Source organism: Alkaliphilus serpentinus (assembly GCF_009017255.1).
Lineage (GTDB): Bacteria > Bacillota > Clostridia > Peptostreptococcales > Natronincolaceae > Alkaliphilus_D > Alkaliphilus_D serpentinus.
Genome location: NZ_WBZB01000037.1, coordinates 1 through 22,895, shown reverse-complemented (window position 1 = coordinate 22,895; position 22,895 = coordinate 1). Strand labels below are relative to the sequence as shown.

At 35.0% G+C, this 22,895-nt stretch carries 20 protein-coding genes and 1 tRNA gene; 16 read left to right on the top strand and 5 right to left on the bottom strand.

Features of this window, described 5'->3' with window-relative positions; all coding sequences use genetic code 11:
- Positions 1 to 6: 6 nt before the first annotated feature.
- Positions 7 to 957 (bottom strand): M23 family metallopeptidase, encoded by a 951-nt coding sequence (locus F8153_RS16580; RefSeq protein ID WP_151866268.1) that lies wholly within the window; start codon positions 955 to 957, stop codon positions 7 to 9.
- A gap of 251 nt (positions 958 to 1,208) precedes the next feature.
- Here F8153_RS16580 and F8153_RS10230 point away from each other — a divergent pair, with 251 nt between their 5' ends.
- The 4 genes from F8153_RS10230 (at position 1,209) to hutH (ending at position 9,107) form a co-directional block, all read left to right on the top strand.
- A complete protein-coding gene (locus F8153_RS10230; protein ID WP_151866267.1) occupies positions 1,209 to 1,646 on the top strand; it encodes a MarR family winged helix-turn-helix transcriptional regulator in 438 nt (145 codons plus the stop codon).
- Between the two features lie 27 nt (positions 1,647 to 1,673).
- Positions 1,674 to 7,052 (top strand): diguanylate cyclase, encoded by a 5,379-nt coding sequence (locus F8153_RS10225; RefSeq protein ID WP_151866266.1) that lies wholly within the window; start codon positions 1,674 to 1,676, stop codon positions 7,050 to 7,052.
- 53 nt (positions 7,053 to 7,105) lie between these two features.
- Positions 7,106 to 7,354 (top strand): YkuS family protein, encoded by a 249-nt coding sequence (locus F8153_RS10220; RefSeq protein WP_243136947.1) that lies wholly within the window; start codon positions 7,106 to 7,108, stop codon positions 7,352 to 7,354.
- 229 nt (positions 7,355 to 7,583) lie between these two features.
- Positions 7,584 to 9,107, top strand: a complete 1,524-nt coding sequence (gene hutH, locus F8153_RS10215; protein WP_151866265.1) for a histidine ammonia-lyase — start codon at positions 7,584 to 7,586, stop codon at positions 9,105 to 9,107.
- A 37-nt stretch (positions 9,108 to 9,144) separates the two neighbouring features.
- Here hutH and F8153_RS10210 read toward each other — a convergent pair whose 3' ends face one another.
- A complete protein-coding gene (locus tag F8153_RS10210) occupies positions 9,145 to 9,432 on the bottom strand; it encodes a hypothetical protein (RefSeq protein ID WP_151866264.1) in 288 nt (95 codons plus the stop codon).
- Between the two features lie 175 nt (positions 9,433 to 9,607).
- Here F8153_RS10210 and F8153_RS10205 point away from each other — a divergent pair, with 175 nt between their 5' ends.
- From F8153_RS10205 to F8153_RS10170, 8 genes are all read left to right on the top strand, one after another.
- Complete coding sequence (locus F8153_RS10205; protein WP_151866263.1) at positions 9,608 to 10,432, top strand: hypothetical protein; 825 nt, start codon at positions 9,608 to 9,610, stop codon at positions 10,430 to 10,432.
- A gap of 65 nt (positions 10,433 to 10,497) precedes the next feature.
- On the top strand, positions 10,498 to 10,668 hold the full coding sequence (locus tag F8153_RS10200) for a DUF896 domain-containing protein (protein ID WP_151866262.1): 171 nt from the start codon (positions 10,498 to 10,500) through the stop codon (positions 10,666 to 10,668).
- Between the two features lie 99 nt (positions 10,669 to 10,767).
- On the top strand, positions 10,768 to 11,223 hold the full coding sequence (locus F8153_RS10195; RefSeq protein WP_151866261.1) for a chemotaxis protein CheW: 456 nt from the start codon (positions 10,768 to 10,770) through the stop codon (positions 11,221 to 11,223).
- Positions 11,224 to 11,330: 107 nt separating this feature from the next.
- Complete coding sequence (locus F8153_RS10190; protein WP_151866260.1) at positions 11,331 to 11,813, top strand: hypothetical protein; 483 nt, start codon at positions 11,331 to 11,333, stop codon at positions 11,811 to 11,813.
- A 380-nt stretch (positions 11,814 to 12,193) separates the two neighbouring features.
- Entirely contained in the window at positions 12,194 to 13,342 is a 1,149-nt protein-coding gene (locus F8153_RS10185; RefSeq protein WP_151866259.1) for a sensor histidine kinase, read from the top strand.
- 12 nt (positions 13,343 to 13,354) lie between these two features.
- Positions 13,355 to 14,002, top strand: coding sequence for a response regulator (locus tag F8153_RS10180; RefSeq protein ID WP_151866258.1), 648 nt, complete (start codon positions 13,355 to 13,357; stop codon positions 14,000 to 14,002).
- 374 nt (positions 14,003 to 14,376) lie between these two features.
- Positions 14,377 to 15,795: an aminopeptidase gene (locus F8153_RS10175; protein ID WP_151866257.1), complete on the top strand. Its 1,419-nt coding sequence runs from the start codon at positions 14,377 to 14,379 to the stop codon at positions 15,793 to 15,795.
- A 200-nt stretch (positions 15,796 to 15,995) separates the two neighbouring features.
- Complete coding sequence (locus F8153_RS10170; protein ID WP_151866256.1) at positions 15,996 to 16,820, top strand: DegV family protein; 825 nt, start codon at positions 15,996 to 15,998, stop codon at positions 16,818 to 16,820.
- A 201-nt stretch (positions 16,821 to 17,021) separates the two neighbouring features.
- Here the strand turns inward: F8153_RS10170 and F8153_RS10165 are convergent, their stop codons facing one another.
- Together F8153_RS10165 and F8153_RS10160 are read right to left on the bottom strand one after the other, a co-directional pair.
- Positions 17,022 to 17,921 carry a selenium metabolism-associated LysR family transcriptional regulator gene (locus F8153_RS10165; protein WP_151866255.1) on the bottom strand — a complete coding sequence of 300 codons (900 nt, stop codon included), beginning with the start codon at positions 17,919 to 17,921 and terminating at the stop codon, positions 17,022 to 17,024.
- A 23-nt stretch (positions 17,922 to 17,944) separates the two neighbouring features.
- Positions 17,945 to 18,844, bottom strand: coding sequence for a cation diffusion facilitator family transporter (locus F8153_RS10160; protein WP_151866254.1), 900 nt, complete (start codon positions 18,842 to 18,844; stop codon positions 17,945 to 17,947).
- Positions 18,845 to 18,945: 101 nt separating this feature from the next.
- On the opposite strand from F8153_RS10160, the gene F8153_RS10155 reads away from it, so the two are divergent.
- Positions 18,946 to 19,398 carry a hypothetical protein gene (locus F8153_RS10155; RefSeq protein WP_151866253.1) on the top strand — a complete coding sequence of 151 codons (453 nt, stop codon included), beginning with the start codon at positions 18,946 to 18,948 and terminating at the stop codon, positions 19,396 to 19,398.
- A gap of 258 nt (positions 19,399 to 19,656) precedes the next feature.
- On the opposite strand, the gene F8153_RS10150 is transcribed toward F8153_RS10155, so the two are convergent.
- Positions 19,657 to 19,743, bottom strand: a tRNA-Leu gene (locus F8153_RS10150).
- 171 nt (positions 19,744 to 19,914) lie between these two features.
- Between F8153_RS10150 and F8153_RS10145 the strand changes: the two genes are divergently transcribed.
- From F8153_RS10145 to F8153_RS10135, 3 genes are all read left to right on the top strand, one after another.
- Positions 19,915 to 20,859 carry a metal-dependent hydrolase gene (locus F8153_RS10145; protein WP_151866252.1) on the top strand — a complete coding sequence of 315 codons (945 nt, stop codon included), beginning with the start codon at positions 19,915 to 19,917 and terminating at the stop codon, positions 20,857 to 20,859.
- A 140-nt stretch (positions 20,860 to 20,999) separates the two neighbouring features.
- On the top strand, positions 21,000 to 21,584 hold the full coding sequence (locus tag F8153_RS10140) for an RNA polymerase sigma factor (protein WP_243136946.1): 585 nt from the start codon (positions 21,000 to 21,002) through the stop codon (positions 21,582 to 21,584).
- A gap of 14 nt (positions 21,585 to 21,598) precedes the next feature.
- Positions 21,599 to 22,879, top strand: coding sequence for a DUF4349 domain-containing protein (locus tag F8153_RS10135; RefSeq protein WP_192929772.1), 1,281 nt, complete (start codon positions 21,599 to 21,601; stop codon positions 22,877 to 22,879).
- Positions 22,880 to 22,895 lie beyond the last annotated feature (16 nt).

The following is a 22,895-nucleotide window of genomic DNA, read 5'->3' as shown; positions in this document are numbered from 1 at the left end:
CCTCCTTTATAAATCTTCTAATAAAGTTACGGGGTTTAAAGTAACGCCGTTTTCTCTTATTTCAAAATGAAGGTGAGGGCCGGTACTCCTACCGGTACTTCCCATTTTAGCAATCGTATCACCCTTAATAACCTTATCTCCAACCTTAACAAGAATGGAAGAATTGTGGGCATAAACGGAGGTGTAACCATATCCGTGGGATATAATAACCATTCTGCCGTAGGCTCCATTATATCCTGCGAAGGTTACTATTCCACTTCCTGCTGCAAGAATCTCTGTGTTGGTTTTATTGGCAATATCTACTCCTGAATGGAACTCTCTTCTTCGGTTTATTGGAGATATTCTATACCCATATCCTGAAGAAATCTTCCCCTTTGTAGGCACCAGGTTGGGTAAAGAGTCAATATATTTTAATTGTTCTTCTACATCAACGATAAGCTTTTGCATATTTTTCTTCTGTTTTTCTATTAAATCATCTAGAATGATATTTTCGTCATCATTGCTGGTATTAAATATTGGATCTCTAGTGGCTGATCGTGAAGCAAGAATAAAAGATTCAGTTCCTTCATTATCTTTAGATGAATCTGTTGCTTCAGAGGCTTCAGCTTCTAAACCAACCAAATTGTAAACTCTACTTTGAAGATCATAAAGCTCCACCAAATTAGATTCTATTTCAGCAGTACGATTCTTTAAAAAATGTATTTCGTTTTCTTGATTGTTGTTTTCCATCTTTAAATTTAATATGGTATTATTGGCTAAAGTTAATTGTTGATTCGTCTCATTAAAATTTCTATAGTAGAAGATTGTCCCGGCGGTTAAAGATAAGATTAATATAATTGAGAAAATTGGTAGCCAATAAGGGAGGTTAAATTGTATAATATTTTTAGATTCACTGGGGATTACTGTAATAGATAGTAGTTTCTTTTCCTTCCCCACTATATGGCGAAACTTATTCATATGATCTATCCTCCTTACCCTAGCTTGATGGGTTTAAGTGAAATATATTCTACATCTAATCAAAAAAACCTTTTAAAAAACATAAAATATTTCATAAATAGGAAATCTAACTCATATCGGTATAGGGATAATTTAATGGATTTAAGTAAAGTTTATAAAAATTTTGTAATAAAAAAAAAGGATTTTTAACATGATACTTAGAATTTTAATCTAAGGATAAATATTTTCGAATAGTGATATAGGAGGTCTTTATGAAGGATATAAAATATGATGAAACCGTAATTGAGCTTGAGAAGGAGCTTCGACATTTATGTACCATGATTAAGCAAAAGGGAAGGGAAATCTTAACAGATTTTGAAATTACCCCACCTCAATTTATGGCCCTTCAGTATTTAATTCTTGAGGAAAATCTTACAATAGGTGAACTTAGCAATAAGATGTTCTTGGCCTGCAGTACAATTACTGACCTGGTTGATAGAATGGAAAAAAATGATTTGGTAAAGAGAAAACGGGATGAAAAGGATAGAAGAGTGGTAAGGATTCAGGTGTTAGAAAAGGGCCACGAGATTATAAATGAGGTTTTACATGTTAGAAGGAATTATCTTGCTGAACTATTAAAGGACCTTAATAGCCAGCAAAAGGATTTTATTCTAAAGGGAGTAGAGATGATATACGGAAAAACCCTTTAAAATATATAGAAATAGGGAAGTGGCGACATGGATTTAATTAATAATAGATATAAGATTGAAGAGTCATTGGAGCAAGAAAACTTATATAATAAGTTCGTTGCTTTGGACTTAATGCAAAAAAACAAGAAAATCACCTTATATGTTATTAATTACTCAAGTCATACAATGGATTTTGTGGATTATTGCAGTAAAAACTTCTATGAATTTTCAGCCTATCATCATGATAATATTCTTAGGGTATTTAGTTATGGGATTATTGAAACCATTGATGATAAAAAAATTAGTGAAAGAAAGTATTTTTACACTACTGAATATATTGAAGATCAAAATATACTAGGTAGAAAGAAAAGCTTTACTAAGGAAGAAATTCTTGAAATTTACGAGCAACTGGCTAATATACTAGACTATTTACATTTTAAAGGAATTATCTATAAATACCTGTCTATAGACACCATTCATATTTACTATATAAATGGTAAATTAGCTGTTAAGCTACAGGATTTAATAACCGTTAAAAAACATGAAATCAGCAAAAGGTATCATGAACATTTAACGGTAAATTGTCGTGCGCCAGAAATTACCTATGGAATTGAATTGGGCTATTATACAGATATTTATTCCCTTGGCGCATTTATTTTTTATCTGTATTCCCATGAGGATCATCAATACCATAAACTCATGGCAAAGAAGGATAAAGGAATAGATCAGCTAAAATGGGAAAATGCTTTTTTTGAAACCCTTATGAAAATGACAAGCCTTGATTTTACAGAAAGATATCAATCTATACATGAGTTAAATGCTAGGATAAAGGAAATATACCAATTAGATTATAACATCGAAAAGAAAGAATCTTTAGAAAAGCTCAATTTTAAAATACCTATAATCGGTAGAGATTTAGAAATAAGAAAGGTATTGAATTTAACCGGGGATACCAACAGGAATCTTGTATTGATTCATGGGGATAAAGGTATTGGAAAGACCAGAATTCAAAATGAAATAAAATATAAGATGAAATGGATGGGTTGTTCATTATTTAACGCCTCAATCTCAAATCAGGAAGAGGATTTTTATAAGGTTGCTGCAAGGATCCTGAAAGAAGTTTTGCGTATAGCTCCCAATGCCATTATAGATAAATATTGTGATGAATTGGTTAAAATATTACCAGAGATAGGACTCAATAGAAGGATTACTCCTTCAAGACCTTTACCTGAGGATAAAGAGCTCCTTAAGCTCTTTGATCGTGTGTCTAATTTTATTATAGAATCAGTAGGGACTCAACTAGCTGTTCTTACGATGGATGATGTACATTATGGTGACAATACTGTATATGAGTTTATAGATTATTTTATTAAAACCTGCAGACTGAAAAAAGCTACTATTATTACAGCTTTAACCTTTAATAGAGATGAGATAGAGAACAGCCTTATCAAGAATTATCTTTCAACTTGGCTTATGCAGGATACTACTTTAGAAATAAAGCTGGGGAGACTCACAATTGAAGAAACCGCCAAGGTTATTAAACATATCTTAGGATGGAATCAAGAGCCATTAAACTTTACTACAAGGATTATGAAGGAAGCCGATGGTGTTCCTGCCTTTATTGAGGGTGCCATAAAGGAGCTATACTCCCAAAAAGCCATTATTGTGGATTATAGTGATAGGCATAAGGGCTTCTCATGGCATAAAACCACTGATGATTGTTCAAATTTGAAGTTGCCAGAAAATCTAGATGAGGCAGCTATTAAACAGCTGAATAATTTTGATGAAATTACTAGAAACATCCTAGAGGTTATCTCAATTTTTAATACAGCTGTTTCAAAGGAAATTATCTCTTATATCATTAGAGAGGAAGAAGATTACACCTCCCATTTAGGACTTCTAACTCAGTTAAAAATATTAAATGAAAAGCTAGAAGATTGGGGATACACCTATGGCTTTTATAATAAAAACATAAAAACCTACATTTACCACAACATCGAAAATGAACGAAAAGTTAAGCTCCATAATGATGCCAGCGATATCCTAGAGTACTTATATAAAAAAGAAGGCAGAGAGAATAAGGATGAGTTAATTTTTCACTTGCTGCAGTCGGATCAAAGGGATAAAGCAATTGACTATTGCATAGCTGCAGGAGATAGTATGAGTAATTTAAAAATTTATTCTCAGGCTATGGTTTTTTATGATCGTGGCTATAAGTTGTTAGGGGTAAATGACCAGATTAAAAGATACAAGCTACTGATTAAAATAGCAGATGCCAATCAAAGTCAAGGTAAAAACACTGAGGCATTAAAATACTATATTCAGGCAGTGAAAATTGCTGAAAAGTATGACCCCTTCGTAGTGGTTGATACTAAAAACAAAATGGGAAATATCCATTTAAATAGAAATGAAATCAATGCAGCAGAGGACTTATTTAAAGTTTGCCTTGAAAAAGCCAAAAAACTGAGGTATGAGGATGGAATTTTAAAGGCTGCCTATTTATTAAGTAGAGCCTATATGTTTGCAGGGAGAATTGACGATTTGGGTAAGGTTGTTGAAGAATACTTGGAATATGCAAAAAAGGTAGGATTGGATGATTATTACGGGTTAATGATGAGCCAAAAGGGAGTTTTTAATGTTTATAAAGGCAATGTTGAAATGGGGATGGCATGCTTTAAAAATAGTGTTATCCACCTTGAAAAAGGAAACAAGCCCCAGGATACAGTACGTCCCATCAACAACATCGGTGCAATCTTACAGGATTATTATCAGGATTCTGTTAAAGCAAGGGAATATTTTAACAAATCCCTAAATATTGCCATAAAGTTTAATCGTATTGATGACATTTTAACGGCATCTAATAACATTGCCGACTCTTTAATGCAGGACCATGAGTTTGATAGAGCAATTGAAGTTTTAAGCAAGAATATAACACTAGCCCAAGAATATGAAGAGAAGACCATCAGCATAATCGGATATACCAACCTTATTGAATGCTATATTCATACTGGAAACTATAAGCTTGCCTATAATTGCTTAATGAAGACAAAGGATCTACTTAAAACCTATCCTGAGGGTGGGTTATATAAAGAAAACTATCTAATGATCTCTGCTCAATTTTATCTGAAAATGGGGGACTATAAAAAGGCAAAGGAATCCTTGGAAGGCTATTTCCAAGAGGCCAGCCAGAAGGATGAAAGGAATAGGCTATTAATGGAGAAAACCGCATTTTATGTAGATTATCATATGGATAACTCTACTAGCTTGAAGGTTCTCTTAGATATTATTGGTAAGTATGAAAATAAAACCTATATTAGGGATTATAGAGCCGCCCTAATAGAAGCCTCCTTCTTCTTCTATGATTTAAATGACCTTGAAAAGGCAAAGGAATTATTAACTGAAGATGAGGGATTGGTTGATAAATATGATAATAAATCATTACATATTCAAAGAATCTTTTTAGATGCAATGATTAACCAACCCAATAATATCATATCCATATTTGAGGAAACCTTAATACCTTTACTTAAGACAAATAACAAGGAAGTAAAATGGAAGGTTTATAAGAGACTTGCAGAAGCCTATTTAGAAAGAAAGGATTACTATAGAGCCGCCAGTTGCTATTTTACTGTGTTGGAAATCATACAGCTATTATTAAATAGAACCCCTGATGAGTTTAGAGAAAGCTATATTTTAAGGGAAGATAAGTATAAAATAAAGCATCAGCTTCTGATTATGGAGAAGGCTATATCAAAGGGGGCTATTGATATTAAGGCCTTGCCGGAAATCATTGCAGAAGGCTTTGATTTTAATGATTTCTTTGATGTTACTAGATTTCAAGATTTATTCCAAAATCCTGCCTTTTATCAACTGGCCTTTGAGCAATATAAAAGTTTATTCCCAATAGAGGTTGAAGATATAGAACAGCTAATGGAGGCATTAACCAACGATGTCACCTATAACCTTGATATGCTAACGAAATTGGCCGGTAAACATGTGCTGGCTACAGGCGGAGTTCTTTTGGGGGTAAATGAAACAGGGCTTGATGTTATTGCTTCCTTTGGCAATAAGATTCTACCTGAAGATATTCAGCATCTACTAGAAAAATCTACTATGCATTCAGGTGGTCTGTTAATTGAAAACAATGTTCTTCAGCCAATGGATGGTGGCGAAAGCCATAAGGATATAAGAGCCCTCATTGTTTTACCGATTGTTAGTAAGATTAGAAGTAGTCAGGTTAAGTCAAACCTGCGAAGGGATTCAAGGCTTGATCAAGAGAAGATTATTGGATATCTATACATGGAAACCGATAAAATCTTTAATAATTTTTCCCAGGAAACCTTAAGGGAATGTGCTAAATTAGTTCCCTTAGCCGGGGTTATGATAAATAATTACTATTTAAGAATATCTTCTTCCATCGATAAATTAACTGGTGTCTATGTTAGAAAACATTTTGAAAAGGTGTTTAATGATGAATTGGAATATGCTATAGAAGGAGATCTGCAATTTTCAATAATCATGTGTGATATTGATCACTTTAAGGTAGTCAATGATACCTATGGCCATCAAAAAGGTGATATGGTTCTTGCTAAGCTAGGTAAGATTATTCTCAGTAATATCCGGGAAACGGATTATCCAGCAAGATATGGTGGTGAAGAGTTTATCATTTTGTTGACGGGGGCTACTAAAGAGGACGCATATAATGTTGCTGAGAAGATTAGAACCAGCATTCATGAGGCAAAGCTTTTAGGGGATGATGAAGACTTAACCATTAGCTGTGGCATTTCCAGCTTCCCCCATGATGGTATGAATAAGGACTCATTAATAGAAAGGGCAGATCAAGCCCTCTATGCAGCTAAGGAAAAGGGACGAAATCAGTCGGTTCTATGGGAAGAGGGAATCAGCTTTGTAGATAAAAGGATTGATAAATTGGCAGGAATTGTAACGGGAAATACCGTACAAGATCAGAGGAACGTTCTTGTTATAGCAGAAGCCATAGAACTGGTTACCGAATACGGAACCACTGAGGAGAAATTTTTCACCATTTTGGGAAGACTCATTGAAATACTTGAGGCAGAGGAAGGCATTCTATTTACTTTAAAGGAAGGTGTTATTACCGGAGAATATGGTAGAAAACGCTTTATAGATACATGGTTAAATGAAATGAACTATAATAGTAAGCTCATTGAAAGGGTAATTCAAACCAAACAGGGTGAACATCTAATCGATTGGGAGGATGCCAGTCAAATAGATATTTTCACTGGCACACCCAATTGGAAGTCTGTAATCGTTACACCGATACTATATAATGGTGAGCTGAAGGGAATTGTGTATTTATCATCTTCCGTTAAGGAAAAGGAATTTGATTTTAATGCATACAACCTTGCTAAAATTACAAGCAATATCCTTGGTCCTGTAATAGAATAATATGAACTAAAACACCAAATAATAATCATGAATCTTTATTAGGAGGTGTTGAATTGAAGGATAATTTAATAGGAGTAGAAGGCTCCTTAACAAATGTAAGGGACTATCTACAGCAAAAGGGCTTTAAAGTAGAGGCCTTGGGTAGTAACAATAATCTAAATAAGTATGCAGCAATTGTAATCACAGGTCAAGACTCTAACATGATGGGTATTGAAGATACCTATACAAAGGCACCTATTATTGATGCCAGAGGTCAAACAGCTGAGGCAATACATGATGAAATTCGTAGGCGTTTAAGCTAATAAACTGATTCATAATAAAAACTGGAGCCAACAGCTCCAGTTTTTATTATGTAGTATCCCTTCCCTTTTTCATAATAGTACTTTAATTCATTAAACTACTAAAATTTTTGGAAGGCTTATAAAAAAATTGTAAATAATGAAGGAAAAGGCTTTTATCTGTAGAACCTTTTATATATGATTATAATAAGAATAAAGGATTATAAAATAGGATTTCAGGAGGAATGAAGATATGAATAAAATCATCATCGATGGTAATAGTCTGACATTAGAGGTAGTGGCTAGCGTGGCTAGAGACTTTGTAGCTGTTGAAATCAGTAATGAAGCCATTGAGAAAATGCAAGAGAGTAGAAGATTGGTTGATGAATTTGTTAATGAGGAAAGGGTAGTGTATGGTATAACCACAGGCTTTGGAAAATTCAGTGATGTAGCAATCTCTAAGGATGAAACAGAGGATCTTCAAAAAAACCTTATTACCAGTCATGCTTGTGGAGTAGGGGAGCCTTTGCCAGAGGATGTCGTAAGGGCTATTATGCTTTTAAGGGCCAATGCCTTGGCAAAGGGCTACTCAGGTGTGCGGCTATCCACTGTTAATACCCTTTTAGATATGTTAAATAAGGGTGTCCATCCCATCATTCCTGAAAAGGGCTCCCTAGGTGCAAGTGGGGATCTAGCTCCGCTAGCCCATATGGTCCTTGTAATGATTGGCTTAGGTGAAGCCACTTATAAGGGTGAAAGAATGAGGGGAAGGGATGCTATGGATAAGGCTGGCATACCCATCATTCGATTAACCGCTAAAGAGGGTTTGGCCTTAATAAATGGTACTCAGGTAATGACAGCCATAGGGGCTTTAACGGTTTTTGACTGTAAGAAGTTGTTAAAGCTAGCGGATATTGCTGGAGCTATGACAGTAGAAGCCCAAAGAGGAATTGTAGATGCCTTTAGTCCTTTAGTCCATGGGGTAAGGCCTCATAAAGGTCAGTTAGAAACAGCAGAAAACCTTTTGAAACTACTGGAGAATAGTACATATACTACAAGACAGGGAGAAATAAGAGTTCAAGACGCCTACACCTTAAGATGTATTCCACAAATTCACGGAGGAAGCAGAGATGCTATAGGCTATGTAGAATCAAAACTGATGATTGAAATGAATGCAGCAACTGACAACCCACTGATCTTTACAGAAGATCAAAGGGTTATATCAGGAGGAAACTTCCATGGTCAACCAATGGCCTTGGCCTTTGACTTTTTAGGAATTGCAATTTCGGAGCTTGCCAATGTATCTGAAAGGAGAACAGAAAGATTGGTTAATCCACAGCTTAGTAGTCTTCCAGCCTTTTTAACAGCTAAGGGGGGGTTAAACTCAGGATTTATGATAGCTCAATACGCTGCTGCGGCACTGGTATCAGAAAATAAGGTATTGGCCCATCCAGCCAGTGTAGACTCTATTCCATCCTCAGCCAACCAAGAGGACCATGTATCCATGGGAACAATAGCAGCAAGAAAGGCTAGGGAAATCTATAAGAATGCCGTTAATGTATTGGCTATAGAGCTATTGGCAGCTGCACAAGCAATAGACTTCTATGAAGGCCATAAGCTTGGAAAGGGAACTGAAATTGCCTATAGGGTAATAAGGGATCATGTGGATAGGCTTCAAGAAGATAGAGAATTTTACATTGATATAAACAAATGTAGCAAATTAATTTTTAACCATGAGATCGTAAATAAAGTTGATGAGGTGATAAGCCTATACTAAAAAGTCTCCACCATTCATTTAGAATGGTGGATCTTTTTTACTCTTGTTGATTTAAATATTCCATGATTTTTTGCAGTTTAACCTTCTGATCATCAGTTAAGAAGGGTTGTATTTGTTGAATTATGGCTTCCTTGTTGGGTATATTCCCTTGCAATCTAGACAATTCCTTTAGAATTTCACCCTCTGACTTTCCCTTGTATTGCTGAAAAAGATTTAGGACCTTCTGATAATCCTCTTCAGAAATTAAATCCTTTACTTCCTCTAGCTTAGAATAATCTCCAGCTTTAGCAGCTTTTATTAACTCATTTAGTTTGGCTTCATCCATCCATATCCCTCCTGATATTATAGGTTGATTTTTTCTATATCTATATAAGGTATGCAATAGAATCTCCTTTGTTACAAGTTTTTATTTAATTTAAACAAATAAATAAAGTTTTAATAATTCTATGAGTAATGAAATATATATTAATATTGATACAAATTGTAAGAGGGGGAAAACAATGGGATCAATAGAGGGTAATGAGAATAGAATGGATCATATCATTAATATAAGTGTCATTAAAAAAAACTGGTTCTTATTTGTACCTGTGTTAGTGATGCTGTTCCAAAAAATGCCAGATCTAATTAGGATAAGCGAGATAGAAGAAGATAAGCTGTCAAAAAAAATAAAGCTTTTGAACAGGATCAAGGGCTATATGCTAGAGGAAGAGCAGGGAATTGTCCATAGGGCTGAAATGGTATTACATATTATACTAAAGCTAAAGGGTCTATTTGAGATTTCTCAATTGCAGAAGGTTGAAACCAAGTACCATGCCTTATCCTTTGAGGATAAAAAGAGATATATGCTCATGGATATAGCAGAATTTGTAGAGGATGAAAAAAGAGAAGTAATTCATAGGGCGATAGAGTTAAATCTTAAGACCAATATGATGGGTAGCAAGCTAAAGGAAATACAAGAATTGGGTACTGAGGGGATAACCATCGAAGCAGTGGAGAAATACATTGAGCTATTCGAACCATTATTGGAGGGTGAAATAAAAGCTAAGTCCCATGAGATGAAAACCCTAATGGGGATGTTGAAGTTGGTTAAATCCATGGAGAAAAAGAAAAAAATAGATGAGATGGATATCATTCAGATTTTACAACCCTTTGTTAGTGAGGAGCAAAAAGAATCCTTAACAAAGATGGTACAGATATTAAAGGTTATAAGCAGTATGGGAAATGAAGAAGAAAAGTCATTGCTTGGAGCTGCAGAAACTCCTATAGATGAGAATAACATGGATACTAGTTCTACTGAAGAAGATAATCAACTGAAAATGGAATAAGACCCTTTATCAATTTTTAATACTATGGTATATTGTATTAAGTAATAGATTAAGGAGTGTTGAAAATGCTAACTAAAGAAAAGTTAAATAGAATTAATGAATTGGTTAAAATATCTAAAACCAGGGAGTTAACAGGGGAAGAAAAGCTTGAACAAAAGAAATTACGGGAAGAATATATTAAAAACTTTAGAAAATCCTTCAAGGATCAATTGGATAGAATTGAGATTGTTGATTAATATGCCACTCTTCTACATTTTTTGACATGAATAAAAGGAGTTTTCTTTTTTATAGCGAATTAGTAATATAATACAAGTCAAGAAATTAGGAGGGATAACATGAGTGAAAGACAATATGTAATTTTTAAACTAGATAAAGAAGAATATGGTGTAGATATAATGCATGTTAAAGAAATTAGTGAGTTTAAAGAAAGTGTTAAGATTCCTAATGCTCCAAATTTTGTGGATGGAATTATTAACTATCGTGGCGTGATAACTCCCATAATCAATCTAAGAAGAAAGTTTCATCTAGAAATTAAGGAAATAACCTCCAATACAAGAATTATTATCATCAATCTTAAAGAGAAACAAGTAGGCTTCCTAGTAGATGATGCATCCCAAGTATTAACTATTGAGAATAAGGATGTAGACCCAGCACCCGACCTAATTACAGATATAGACCAAAAGTTTATTAGCGGAATTGCAAAGGTTGTTGAGAGAATGGTAATTTTGTTGGATCTAGAAAAGGTCCTTAGTGATGATGAAAAGAAAAAAATAGAAAACATGGATCAATAACAAAAAAATGCCACACTCTGTTGTTGAAAAGTTTTTTATACAAGTCAAAAAAGAGCAAATTATTCTCCCTCTTTTGTTTATAATGTATAGACAAAGGGGGATTTTATATGAAGAAGATTATAATGCCACTGCTATTAATCCTACTATTAATGGCTAACCATCTTAATATTTTTGCTATTCTTAATCCTACCAATACTGATTTATTGGAAAGGGAAATATATATTAGAGTTAAAGAAGGATTACATATTCGGGTTGAATTGTTTAATCAAATACTTGAAGGAACTGAAATAGATACTTCTGAAGTGAAAAAGAAGCTACGATACTATCTTGAGGATCCATTACTTACAGCAGATATTGAGACCTTTAAAGAACTAAGGACTGATGGTATAGATCATGAGTTTATTGAGGATTTTAAGATAGAGGAATTAAATGTTGTAGAGCAAGAGGGTGACACAGTTCAACTGGAGGTTGCTATTACTTGGTTTTTGCAGGGGATGGAAGAATTTAGGCAAGAGAAAACCCTCTATCATATGGTGATGGTCAGGAAGGGTGAAGATTGGTTTTTAAAGGATTATTATCCAATATCATAATGTTTAAAAAAAGGGAGAAGTGGCCTCCCTTTTTTATTTCATAGGAAAGTTCGTTTTAAGGCCTATGAAATGGGAGGTTGTTAAGGGGGGCGTTCCCCCCTTATTAAAGTAAGGAGAGGTGAGTTGTGTCACGAATAAGTGACACTATGCTACGAACGGCGTCGAGACGGTGAGACGACCGAAAGTGAAACGTCCTAGGGAACACATGGGTTCCCTGGAAAACAAACGTGGCGCTAGCTACTTTTGTTCAGTGTATTTTTTTTGGATGTATTTAGGTTAAAAGTCCTATTCCTTTTATAGAAGCCAATTTTATGGATAAAAATAGAGGAAATCCTTATTTAATAAAGAAATAAATTGATAAATGATACAGAGGTGATATTATGGTCAATGGCTCCTATGATATTGAGGAGATGAATTCAATACTTAATAAGACAGTTGCTGCTATTGAAGAGAGTAAAGAGGCGATCTTCGACATTGCAGAGAATGCTCGTAAGGCATGTAATAGCATAAAAAAGCAATTGGAAGAAACAAAGCAAAAAATGAAGACCCTGTTGCAGGAAGTTGAACTGGTGGAGGCCCTTGAAAAAAATGGACGAAAGAGACTGCTGCAGGTTAGTAAAGACTTTTCAAAGTACTCGGAGGAAGATATAAAAAAGGCTTATCAACAGGCAAATGAGCTGCAGATTAAGTTAATCCTCAAAAGACAAGAAGAAAATGATTTGTTTAGATATAGAACAGAATTAGAAATGAGGTTCAAACAATCGGAAGATACACTTAAGAAAGCTGAGGAGCTTGTATCTAAGATTGGGGTAGCAATGGAATACTTAACAGGAAATCTACAGGATTTAACTACTACCTTAGAAGATATACAAGTGAAGCAGAACATAGGTAGAAGAATCATTCGTGCACAAGAAGAGGAAAGACAGCGGGTGGCAAGAGATATTCATGATGGTCCAGCCCAAACCTTTGCAAATGTAATTATTAAGGCTGAGATTTGTGAGAAACTTATGGATATAGATAAGGAAAAATCCAAAATTGAGCTGCAGGTATTAAGGAATATACTAAGAGAAGGAGTCAAGGACATTCGAAAAATCATATACAACCTTAGGCCTATGGCTATAGACGATTTAGGCTTTATACCTATGGTACAAAGATACATTGAGGTTTTTCAAAAGGATACTGGTATCGCTGTTGACTTCATCATATTATCCCAATCACAAATGGAGGACCAGGTAAAGAACCTTTCAATTTTTAGAGTAATACAAGAATCACTAAATAATATTAAGAAACACTCAGGGGCTAAAAACGTTAAGATTAAGCTTGAAATGAATAAAAAAGGCATCAGTCTTTATATTATAGATGATGGCATCGGTTTTGAATTGAATGAAAATGAGATGGAAATCCGTGATGATGGGGGATTTGGAATAACCAACATGAAGGAAAGGGTAGAGTTGTTGAATGGTAGTCTGCAAATAAGAAGTGAAGTTAATAAAGGTACAAAAATAAATGTAAATATACCATATGAATAAGGGGGTAACTTAATGAAAAAAATTCATATACTTTTGGTTGACGATCACTCTATGGTAAGACAAGGCTTAAAGCAAATTCTGGAGCTGGAAGAAGACTTAGCAATAGTAGGACAAGCAGGAAATGGTGAAGATGCAATAAAGCTGGTACAAACACTAAAGCCAGATATTGTATTATTAGACATTAATATGCCACTTTTGAATGGTATTCAAACCCTTAGGAGATTAAAGGATATCAACAAAACTACCAAAATTATTATGCTAACCTTCCATGGTGATCAGGAATATCTTTTTGAAACCATTAATCTAGGTGCAAATGGATACGTTTTAAAGGACGCTGAAAGCGAGAGCTTGGTAAAGGCCATAAGAGAAGTTTACAGAGGCGGTTCCTATATCCATCCAACTCTAGCCTATAATTTAGCTTCAGACAATAATAAAGTAAACAATAATAAGATTTTATCGGATATTAAGCTTACAAGAAGAGAATATGAGGTACTAACCCTAATCGCTGATGGATTAAACAACAAAGAAATAGCCAGCAGTCTTTACATAAGTGAGAAAACTGTAAAAAATCATGTTTCCAATATATTTAAAAAAATTAATGTAAACGACCGTACCCAAGCGGCTATATATGCTTACAAGCACAATATTAAGAAAATATAGTAAAGGCAAATTGAGAATTGAGAACAAAACATAAAAACCATTGAATAGTGAATATCTAATAGTGAATAATTCTTGTGGAAATTTGTCTAAGTCAAATTTCTTCATCAATTCAACATTCAACATTCAACATTCAACATTCAACATTCAACATTCAACATTTATGAATGTGTTTTGCTCTTGGGGCAAAGGAAGAGGTAATTAAACAGACACATATTATAATATAGAAATTTTTAAAGGGACGATTTCATAGTAAATACGTCCCTTTAGTATTTACAATTTTTTTAGAATTGTTTAAAATTATTGACAAATAAAAAATGCATATATAAAATTAGATTAACATATAAATTTTATATTATAACAGGGAGGCTAATGACATGACCACTGGAAATGGTAAAGAGCTACAGGAGTTATTAACCAAGAGCTTTAAAAGTGCTTGGGAGCAATTGAAGGATGGAGAAATGGAAAAAGTTTTTGCCTTTGGTGAAACCTATAAGGGATTTCTAGATAGGGGAAAAACCGAAAGGGAATGCGTTACTGAAATATTAGATAGAGCTAAGAAAAAGGGTTACATATCCCTAGAGGATGCTATAGAAAAGGGTTCAATTCAAGCTGGAGATAAGATTTATTCAGTTAACAGAGATAAGGCTATAGCCCTTTTTGTTGTAGGTAAAGATGGAATAGAGAAGGGTATGAAGATCGTGGGTTCCCATCTTGATGCGCCAAGATTGGATTTAAAGGCATTTCCTTTATATGAGGATGAAGGATTGGCAATGCTTAAAACCCATTACTACGGTGGAATTAAAAAATACCAGTGGGTTTCCATACCTCTGGCTATACATGGTGTTATCATTGATAGAAAGGGAAATAAGATTAATATTTCCATAGGAGAAGAGGATCAAGATCCTGTTTTTTATATTTCAGATTTACTACCTCATTTAGCTTCAGATCAAATGGCAAAAAAGATGGGGGAAGGTATTACGGGAGAAGGTTTGAACATCTTGATTGGTAATATTCCCTACAACAGTAAAGACGCTAAAGATAAGGTGAAGCTTAATGTTCTAAATCTTCTAAATAAGAAATATGGTATTGTTGAAGAGGATTTTACTGTTGCTGAGATTGAAGTGGTTCCAGCAGGTAAGGCTAGAGATGTTGGCCTAGATGGAAGTATGATAGCTGCCCATGGACATGACGATAGAGTTTGCTCCTATGCAGCCTTAGAAGCAGTATTGGAAATTGAAAACCCTGAAACAACTGTTGTTGGCCTCTTTGTGGATAAAGAAGAGGTTGGAAGCATGGGTAATACAGGTATGGAGTCGATGTTCTTCGAGAATGTTGTGGCAGAGCTATTGGTATTACAGGGGAATACCAGCCATCTAGCAATTAGAAGGGCCTTTAAAAATACAAAAGTTCTTTCAGGTGATGTTACAGCTGGATATGATCCCAACTATCCTGAGGTTCTTGACAAAAGGAATGCGTCATTTATTGGTAAGGGCGTAACCATCACCAAATATACAGGCGTTAGGGGTAAAGGTGGTTGTAATGATGCTAATGCAGAGTTCATCGCTGAAATAAGAAGAATATTTAATAACAACGAAGTAGTATGGCAGGTTGGAGAACTTGGCAAGGTAGACCAAGGAGGTGGCGGAACGATAGCCTATATATTAGCTAATTATGGAGCTGAGGTTATCGATTGCGGAACTCCAATGCTCAGTATGCATGCTCCACTGGAATTGGTGAGTAAGGTTGACCTTTATATGACTTATAAAGCCTATAAAGCCTTCTATATTGCGTAGTTAAGCTTTAATGGAATAAAAGTTCACTTGAATTCTTCGCCTACTATAAATGATTGATTGATTTTATGGAGGCGAAGAATTTTTGTTTATAGCCTCTTAAGCGATAATTAGGTAATAATAATTTAAAAAAACCATATAAATATGCAGGGAAAATTCGTTATTTGTAGAAGATAACCTAAAAGAAATTAAGGAGGTATAGTATGCAGATAATCACTGATAGCTCTTGTGATTTGCCTAAGGACATAATCGATAAGTATAAGATTATGGTTGTGCCATTGAGTATTGAAATCGATGACAAAAATTATGTAGATGGCATAGAATTAAGTCACCAGGAGTTCTTTAATAAAATGGCAGCATCTAAGAACCTACCCAAAACAGCACAGCCTTCACCCCATAGCTTTATAGAGGCATTTAAGGAAGGAGCTAAGAGGGCAAAGGAAACCCTAAGCATCCACCTATCTTCTAAGCTTAGTGGGACCTTCGATTGTGCAAATATGGCAAAGGATATGGCTGGAGAGGATGTAGAAATATTTGATTCCTTAAATGGGTCCTTAGGTCTTGGACTTCAGGTCCTTAAGGCGTGTCAGATGCTGGAGGAAGGCTTTGATAAAAGTAAAATCATCGAAAAGTTAAGGGAATATAGAGAGCAAATGCGTGTATTTGTATATCTTGAAACTTTAGAAAATGCCGTTAAGGGTGGTAGAGTAAGTAAAACCAAAGAAATGATGGCTAGTATGCTGAATTTAAAGTTTGTTGTCCATGTAGAAGAAGGCTATGTAAAGCTTCTAAAAACCTTAAGGGGTAAGAAAAAGGCCATTAGCTTTATGATTGATAAGCTTGCAGAGGAGAATGTGAACTTTAAAGAACGGATCATTGGAATTACCCACTGTGATTGTATAGAGGACGCAATAGCCTTAAAGAATGAAATTATAAAGCGATTTAACCCCAGTGAAGTTATCGTAACAACCATGGGTCCAGTTATTGGTACTCATGCGGGGATTGGTGGTCTTCTAGTCTGCTATTAGACCTTTAGAGTAGGCTGATGAAAATCATCCATCTTCTTCGTTACTGCAAAAAAACAGCATCCTCACTTATGCTTGTATAAGCTCCGGTGCTGTTTTTTCTTGCGTCTTGAACCTGAATAATTTTGATCAGCCTTGGTATGTTTTCACTGCTAAGCTAATCACTTTTCAATAAATAAAACTGACCCCAAAAGGTCAGTTTTGTTATTTATTAAAATAAGTGGAAACAAAGGTCTGGAAGGTGGCTTCTAAAGGGGAAGGGTTTCGATACTTATGATAAACGAAATAGAACTTCCGAGCTAGGTTAAGCTCCTTCACCTTTAGTGCTCTGAGGACATTTAGTTGTATTTCATCAACAACAGCTCTTTTAGATAAAAAGGATAATCCTAAACCGTGCCTAATACATTCTTTAATGGCCTCGGTATTTTCAATATAGGCTATAACATTAAGGGTGGCAGTATCTAGCTTTAACTCCCGGAGGGCTGAATCTACTAATTTTCTTGTGCCTGACCCCATCTCTCTAAATATAAACCGTTCATCAAGGATATCCTGCAGAGATACTGGCTCCTTTAGATTAGCATAGCTACCGGTGGCTGGTGTAATTAAAAATACCTCATCATGAATAAGTTCTACATAGTTTAACTGGTTGTTGGGAACTTTTGCCCCAACTATACCAAAATCTATTTGATTTTGAAGAATTCCCTCCACCACCTGTTGAGAATCATAATGAAGCATCCTAAAGGTAACATCTGGATATTCCTTATTAAATTCAGACATAAGCTGTGGTAATATATATTGTTCTGGAATGGTGCTGGCGGCAATTTCTATACTACCAACAATCTTTCCTTTGTATTGATTAAGCTTATAAACTGCATCTTCCTTTAAATTTAAAAGATTAACAGCATACTCATAAAGAATCTCACCAGCCTTTGTTAGGGAGATTTTCCTATTAGATCGATTAATCAAAATGGTGTTCATGTCCTTCTCCAAATTTAATATGTGACTACTAATGGTGGGCTGAGTTAAGTATAAATAATCCGCTGCCTTTGAAAAACTTTTATGTTTGGCCACCATCACAAAGCTTTCTAATTGTCTAAAATCCATTCATTATTCCCCCTAAAGAACATTTATTCATCCCTATATTTTTTCATAAGATTAGGACAAGGATTCACATGTATTAATACATCTAAAATATCCTCACGATTCTTCATAATATTTTCCTTTGCCCTAGCAGCGGCACCATGACCCTCTTCTACAGTAATTTTTGGATCAACACAAATCTTCATATCCACATGATACTTAGCTCCATATTGTCTTACCTTCACATCCTGTACAGATATTACACCTTCAGCTTCATTGGCTAATTTTGCAATATCCTCTATAACAGAACCCTCGGGAGCAGTATCCATCAGGCCCTTTATTGCATCAATATAAATTGAGACACCGGTTTTCAAAATCATTAATGAAACGAAAATTCCTGCCAAGGGATCCATAAAAGGGTACCCAGCTATGGATCCACCAACACCGATAAGGGTTGCCACCGATGAAAAGGCATCGGATCTATTTTGCCAAGCATCAGCAATAACCGCTTGACTCTTTATCCGCTTTCCAACCCCCATAACATACCTATACATGCCTTCCTTTATCACTATCGAGACTATGGCAGTGTATACTGCAATGATCCCTGGGGGAGATATATCCTGTGATCGTAATACTTTTATTGCTTCGTTACCGATACCCAAAGCAGTTACTACCAAAATAATTGCCAAAAGTTTTGATGTAATGGACTCTGCCTTATGATGACCATAGGGATGGGATTCATCAGGAGGCATATGAGCTATTCTTAAACCCTGTAAAAGAACAATTGTACCAAATACGTCTGAAGCAGAATGTATGGAATCGGCAAAGAGGGCCGTGGACCCAGAAATAATACCAATTACGGCTTTTATGATGGTAAGCACTACATTACCGATAATGCTTACGATTGAAACCCGCTTTACTTCTTGATATCGTTGTTGATCTTGCATAATAACCTTCCTTCCCAAAACTATTGAATGTGTTTATTATCTGAATACAATAGCAATCATATGCAAATACTTATAATCAGAAGATTAAGGAGGAAAAAGGCATGTCAAAGGTGATAGATTTAAGGGATTATAAAACTACTAAACAAAGAGAGTTTTTTATAAATTTTTATCATTTCCTAAATCGTAATCTAAAGGGAAGGTTTGAAAATCTTCTGCAAAAATGCAATCACGAGATTATCAATCTCTTGGTAAAAAACGATTACGACCCTATGCATATTAGCTACTTTCAAATTCCCATCGTCACCTTTATGGTTACTGTTTTCATAAGAAATAGTGATCTAGCAGGTTATTTCCCTGAAATTAAAGAATTAGATAATGACACAAATAAAAGGCTTTTCAGAGATAATATGATAAAATTAATGAAAACAATATCCATAGAATATCCCTTAGATAATACATCTCAAACAGAATCCTTAAAGGAAATCGATGAAACCATTGATGTTATTTATAACGACATCTTGAAATGTATCCCTAAAAAAATTCTACTAGTTTAGTATTCAATCATCACTACCTTTATATATTAGCAGATATACCCATAGAAAACAAAACATCACATGGATAGAAAGGAAGGATTCTTCTATTATGTAAAATACCTAGAAGGAGGGTCTCTTTATCTGGAGTGGTTATGAATACTAGGACTTGTATCAGTTTTGATATTCACTGCCTTAGAAAACTTTATAGTTTAATGTAATTTTTCAACAGCATAATAATATAAAAAATAGACCTAATTCTAGGTCTATTTTTTATATGTTTGGTGCCGCGGAAGGGAATCGAACCCCCACGATGTTGCCATCGGCAGATTTTGAGTCTGCTGCGTCTGCCAGTTCCGCCACCGCGGCATGAGAACTACAAAACATATATTAGCATACTGTAGGTTGGTTTGTCAAGAAAAAGCTGTGGGGTTAAATCCTTTGATTAATCATCCCTCAAAGATAGTTAAAATCTTCAACTAGGTTATACCTGGTTTTTTTGATATAATTTTATGTAAACCAATATAGGGGGAAAAGAAAATGGATCCAATATCTCATGGGATAATAGGCGGAGCTGTCTATGCCCTATTAAATAATACATCCCTAGATAATCCAGCCTTTATCGGAATAATTATTGGCTCCATTGTTCCAGATTTAGATATTATCACAAAACTAAAGGGAGATTACGTTTATTTAAAACACCACAGAGTCGAAAGTCATAGCATAGCTGGAATCATTCCAACTGCAATGGCAATAACCCTTGTCTTATCGGTTTTGTTCTCGGCTTTTATATTTAAAGAGGTTTTTTTATGGACAATGATCGGGGTTCTATCCCATATTCTGTTGGATTATATGAACTCCTACGGTGTGGCATTATTGTATCCGATGGTGAGAAAAAAATACTCAGTTAATCTAATTACAATATACGACCCAGTTATTACGCTAGTGTGTGGTTATATTTTACTACTATATAAAAGGCGTGTTAGTGAATTATTAGCTATTGTGGTAATAATTACAATCTATCTGCTACTCAAGTATATAGATCGTAAAAGACTATCTAAGGTTGTTAAAAATTATCATTCGGGTATGGAGGGTGTAAAGGAAGTAACCTTAATGCCTTCTGAATATAATCCTATTAGCTGGAACTATTTACTATCAACAAAGAATGTTTGGATCATAGGCGATATTAGCAGCATTAAAAGAAGACCCTATCCCCTTCAAATCCTTGAAAAGGAGTTTGATCCCATGATTGAGAAATCCTTAGAGGAGGAGCTGGGGGTATACTTTAAAGATTTCACACCTTATTTCCATGCTTCAGTATTAAGGGATAAAGAAAATATTTGTATTAAGCTTACCGATATAAGATATCGAATAAAGAAGGGCTTTAAGCATCATGCTACAATTCATTATAACAGAGAAGCTCAGCTAATAAAGAGTTTCTTTCATCCCTTTAAACTAGACAATCAGATCAAAATAAAAAAATAAGAACAATCGGCGGTAGTTTACCGATTGTTTTTTGTTTTATTAAATCCTCTATAAAATGGTATATAATTAAATAGAGTTTATTATATATGGAACAAATTTTATTTTTCGTCGTCAAAGATAATAGGAGGGCAGGGAAAGGAGTGAAGCAATTGAGTCCAGAAGAAATCTCCTTAGTTGAAAGAACTAAGCAGGGGGATGTGGATAGCTTTGAAAGGCTAATCCAGCCTTATCAGAAGAAGGCATATAATATTGCCTATAGAATGCTTGGGAATGTTGAAGACGCCAGTGATGCTACACAAGAGGCTCTTATCAAGATTTATAAATCTATTGGAAACTTTCAAGGTAATAGTAAATTTTCAACATGGTTATACGCAATTGTTACCAATACTTGTATTGATTTTATAAGAAAGAATAGAAGGGCAAAAATTATCTATCTTGATCGAGAAAAGGAAAATGAGGAAGGAACATATCAAATGGAGATTGCTGACGATATTAACACTCCTGAAGAAATCTTAGAAAAGAAGGAAACCCGATTTATGATCCATGACGCTATTAATCAGTTAAATCATGAACACCGTGAAATAATTGTACTTAGAGATATTCAAGGCTTCACCTATCAGGAAATTGCTGATATTCTTAAATGCTCTGAGGGAACTGTTAAATCAAGAATAAGCCGAGCAAGGGGCAATTTAAGACAGCTGCTGGGCGAAAGAATGAAAGCATGAAGGGAGGGGTAGAAATGGATTGCAAAAATTTTGATTATTACAGCTCATTATATATTGATGATATGCTTTCTGAAAATGAAAGGGAAGATTTTTTACAGCATATTGAAGAATGTAGTATTTGTAAAATGGCGCTTAAGAATCTTCAAACGGTGGTTGAATGCTTAAAGGATATTGAGGATATTGAATTACCACCGGATTTTAATACTACCCTTCGTCAAAGGCTAACCTCTATTGAACAGCCTCAAATAACGAAAACTAAGAAAACCTTACAATGGGCTTCTAAGCATTGGAAGGGATTGGCCGCCAGCTTGATGATCGTTGTTTTTTCTGCAGCCGCCTTTAATGCTATAAATGGGCCTCTACAATACAAAGCTTCAGAGGAGCTTGCCTACGATTCGGCCCCTGCCGAGGCTCCCGAGGAGGGCGGAATGAATCTGTTTACCACTTCTATGGATCAAAAAACAGCAGAGGCAGAAGAGTATGGAAATATGGAAGATTCATCAAATGATGTGGTTGTTACTGGTGTAAGAGGGCGACGGGAGGTATCCCTGCAGTTCAGTGAAGCAATGGAAGCCCAAGAGCCTCAAGAAGCCCAATCCCCTATGAAGCTTATTCATCAGGGTAGGCTTAGAATTGAAAGCAGCAATTTTGACGGTGTCTATGATAATATTATAAACCTTGTTGATGAGTATCGGGGCTATTTCCAGCATTCTGAAATTTATTACCGACAAATTGTTAGAGATCATCCAGAGAACTCTATAAGGGTTGCCAACTTATCGATAAGAATCCCCGGAGATGATTTTATGGAGGTATTTCAGAAGCTAAGGGACTTAGGTGTGGTATTAAACCATAATATATCCACTGTAAATATCACCGATCAATATAGAGATATTGAAAATGAAGCTAAAAACCTAGAAATCCAAGAGGAACGCCTAAGGGAAATTCTAGGGAAGGCTGATAAGGTTGAGGATTTACTTCGTATAGAAAATGAATTATCTAGGGTAAGAAATCAAATAAACAGCTTAAGGGGCACCTTGGATAACTATGACAAGCTGGTTTCTATGGCTACCATAGATTTAGAGCTTCAAGAAATAAAAGACCCCACTATTAGAATCCAGCCTGTTGATGAAGGAATATGGAGTAAAGCAAAGGCCAACTTTGTAAACTCAGTTAACAGCATCATAGTTATAACGGAAAAGGTTTTTATAAAGGCCTTCGCAATCTTACCAGTGATTATTTTGTTGGCAGCCTTGTCAATTATTTTAATCGTAGTTTATTGGATGATTAAGAGGTAGTGTAAAGTAGGTTATG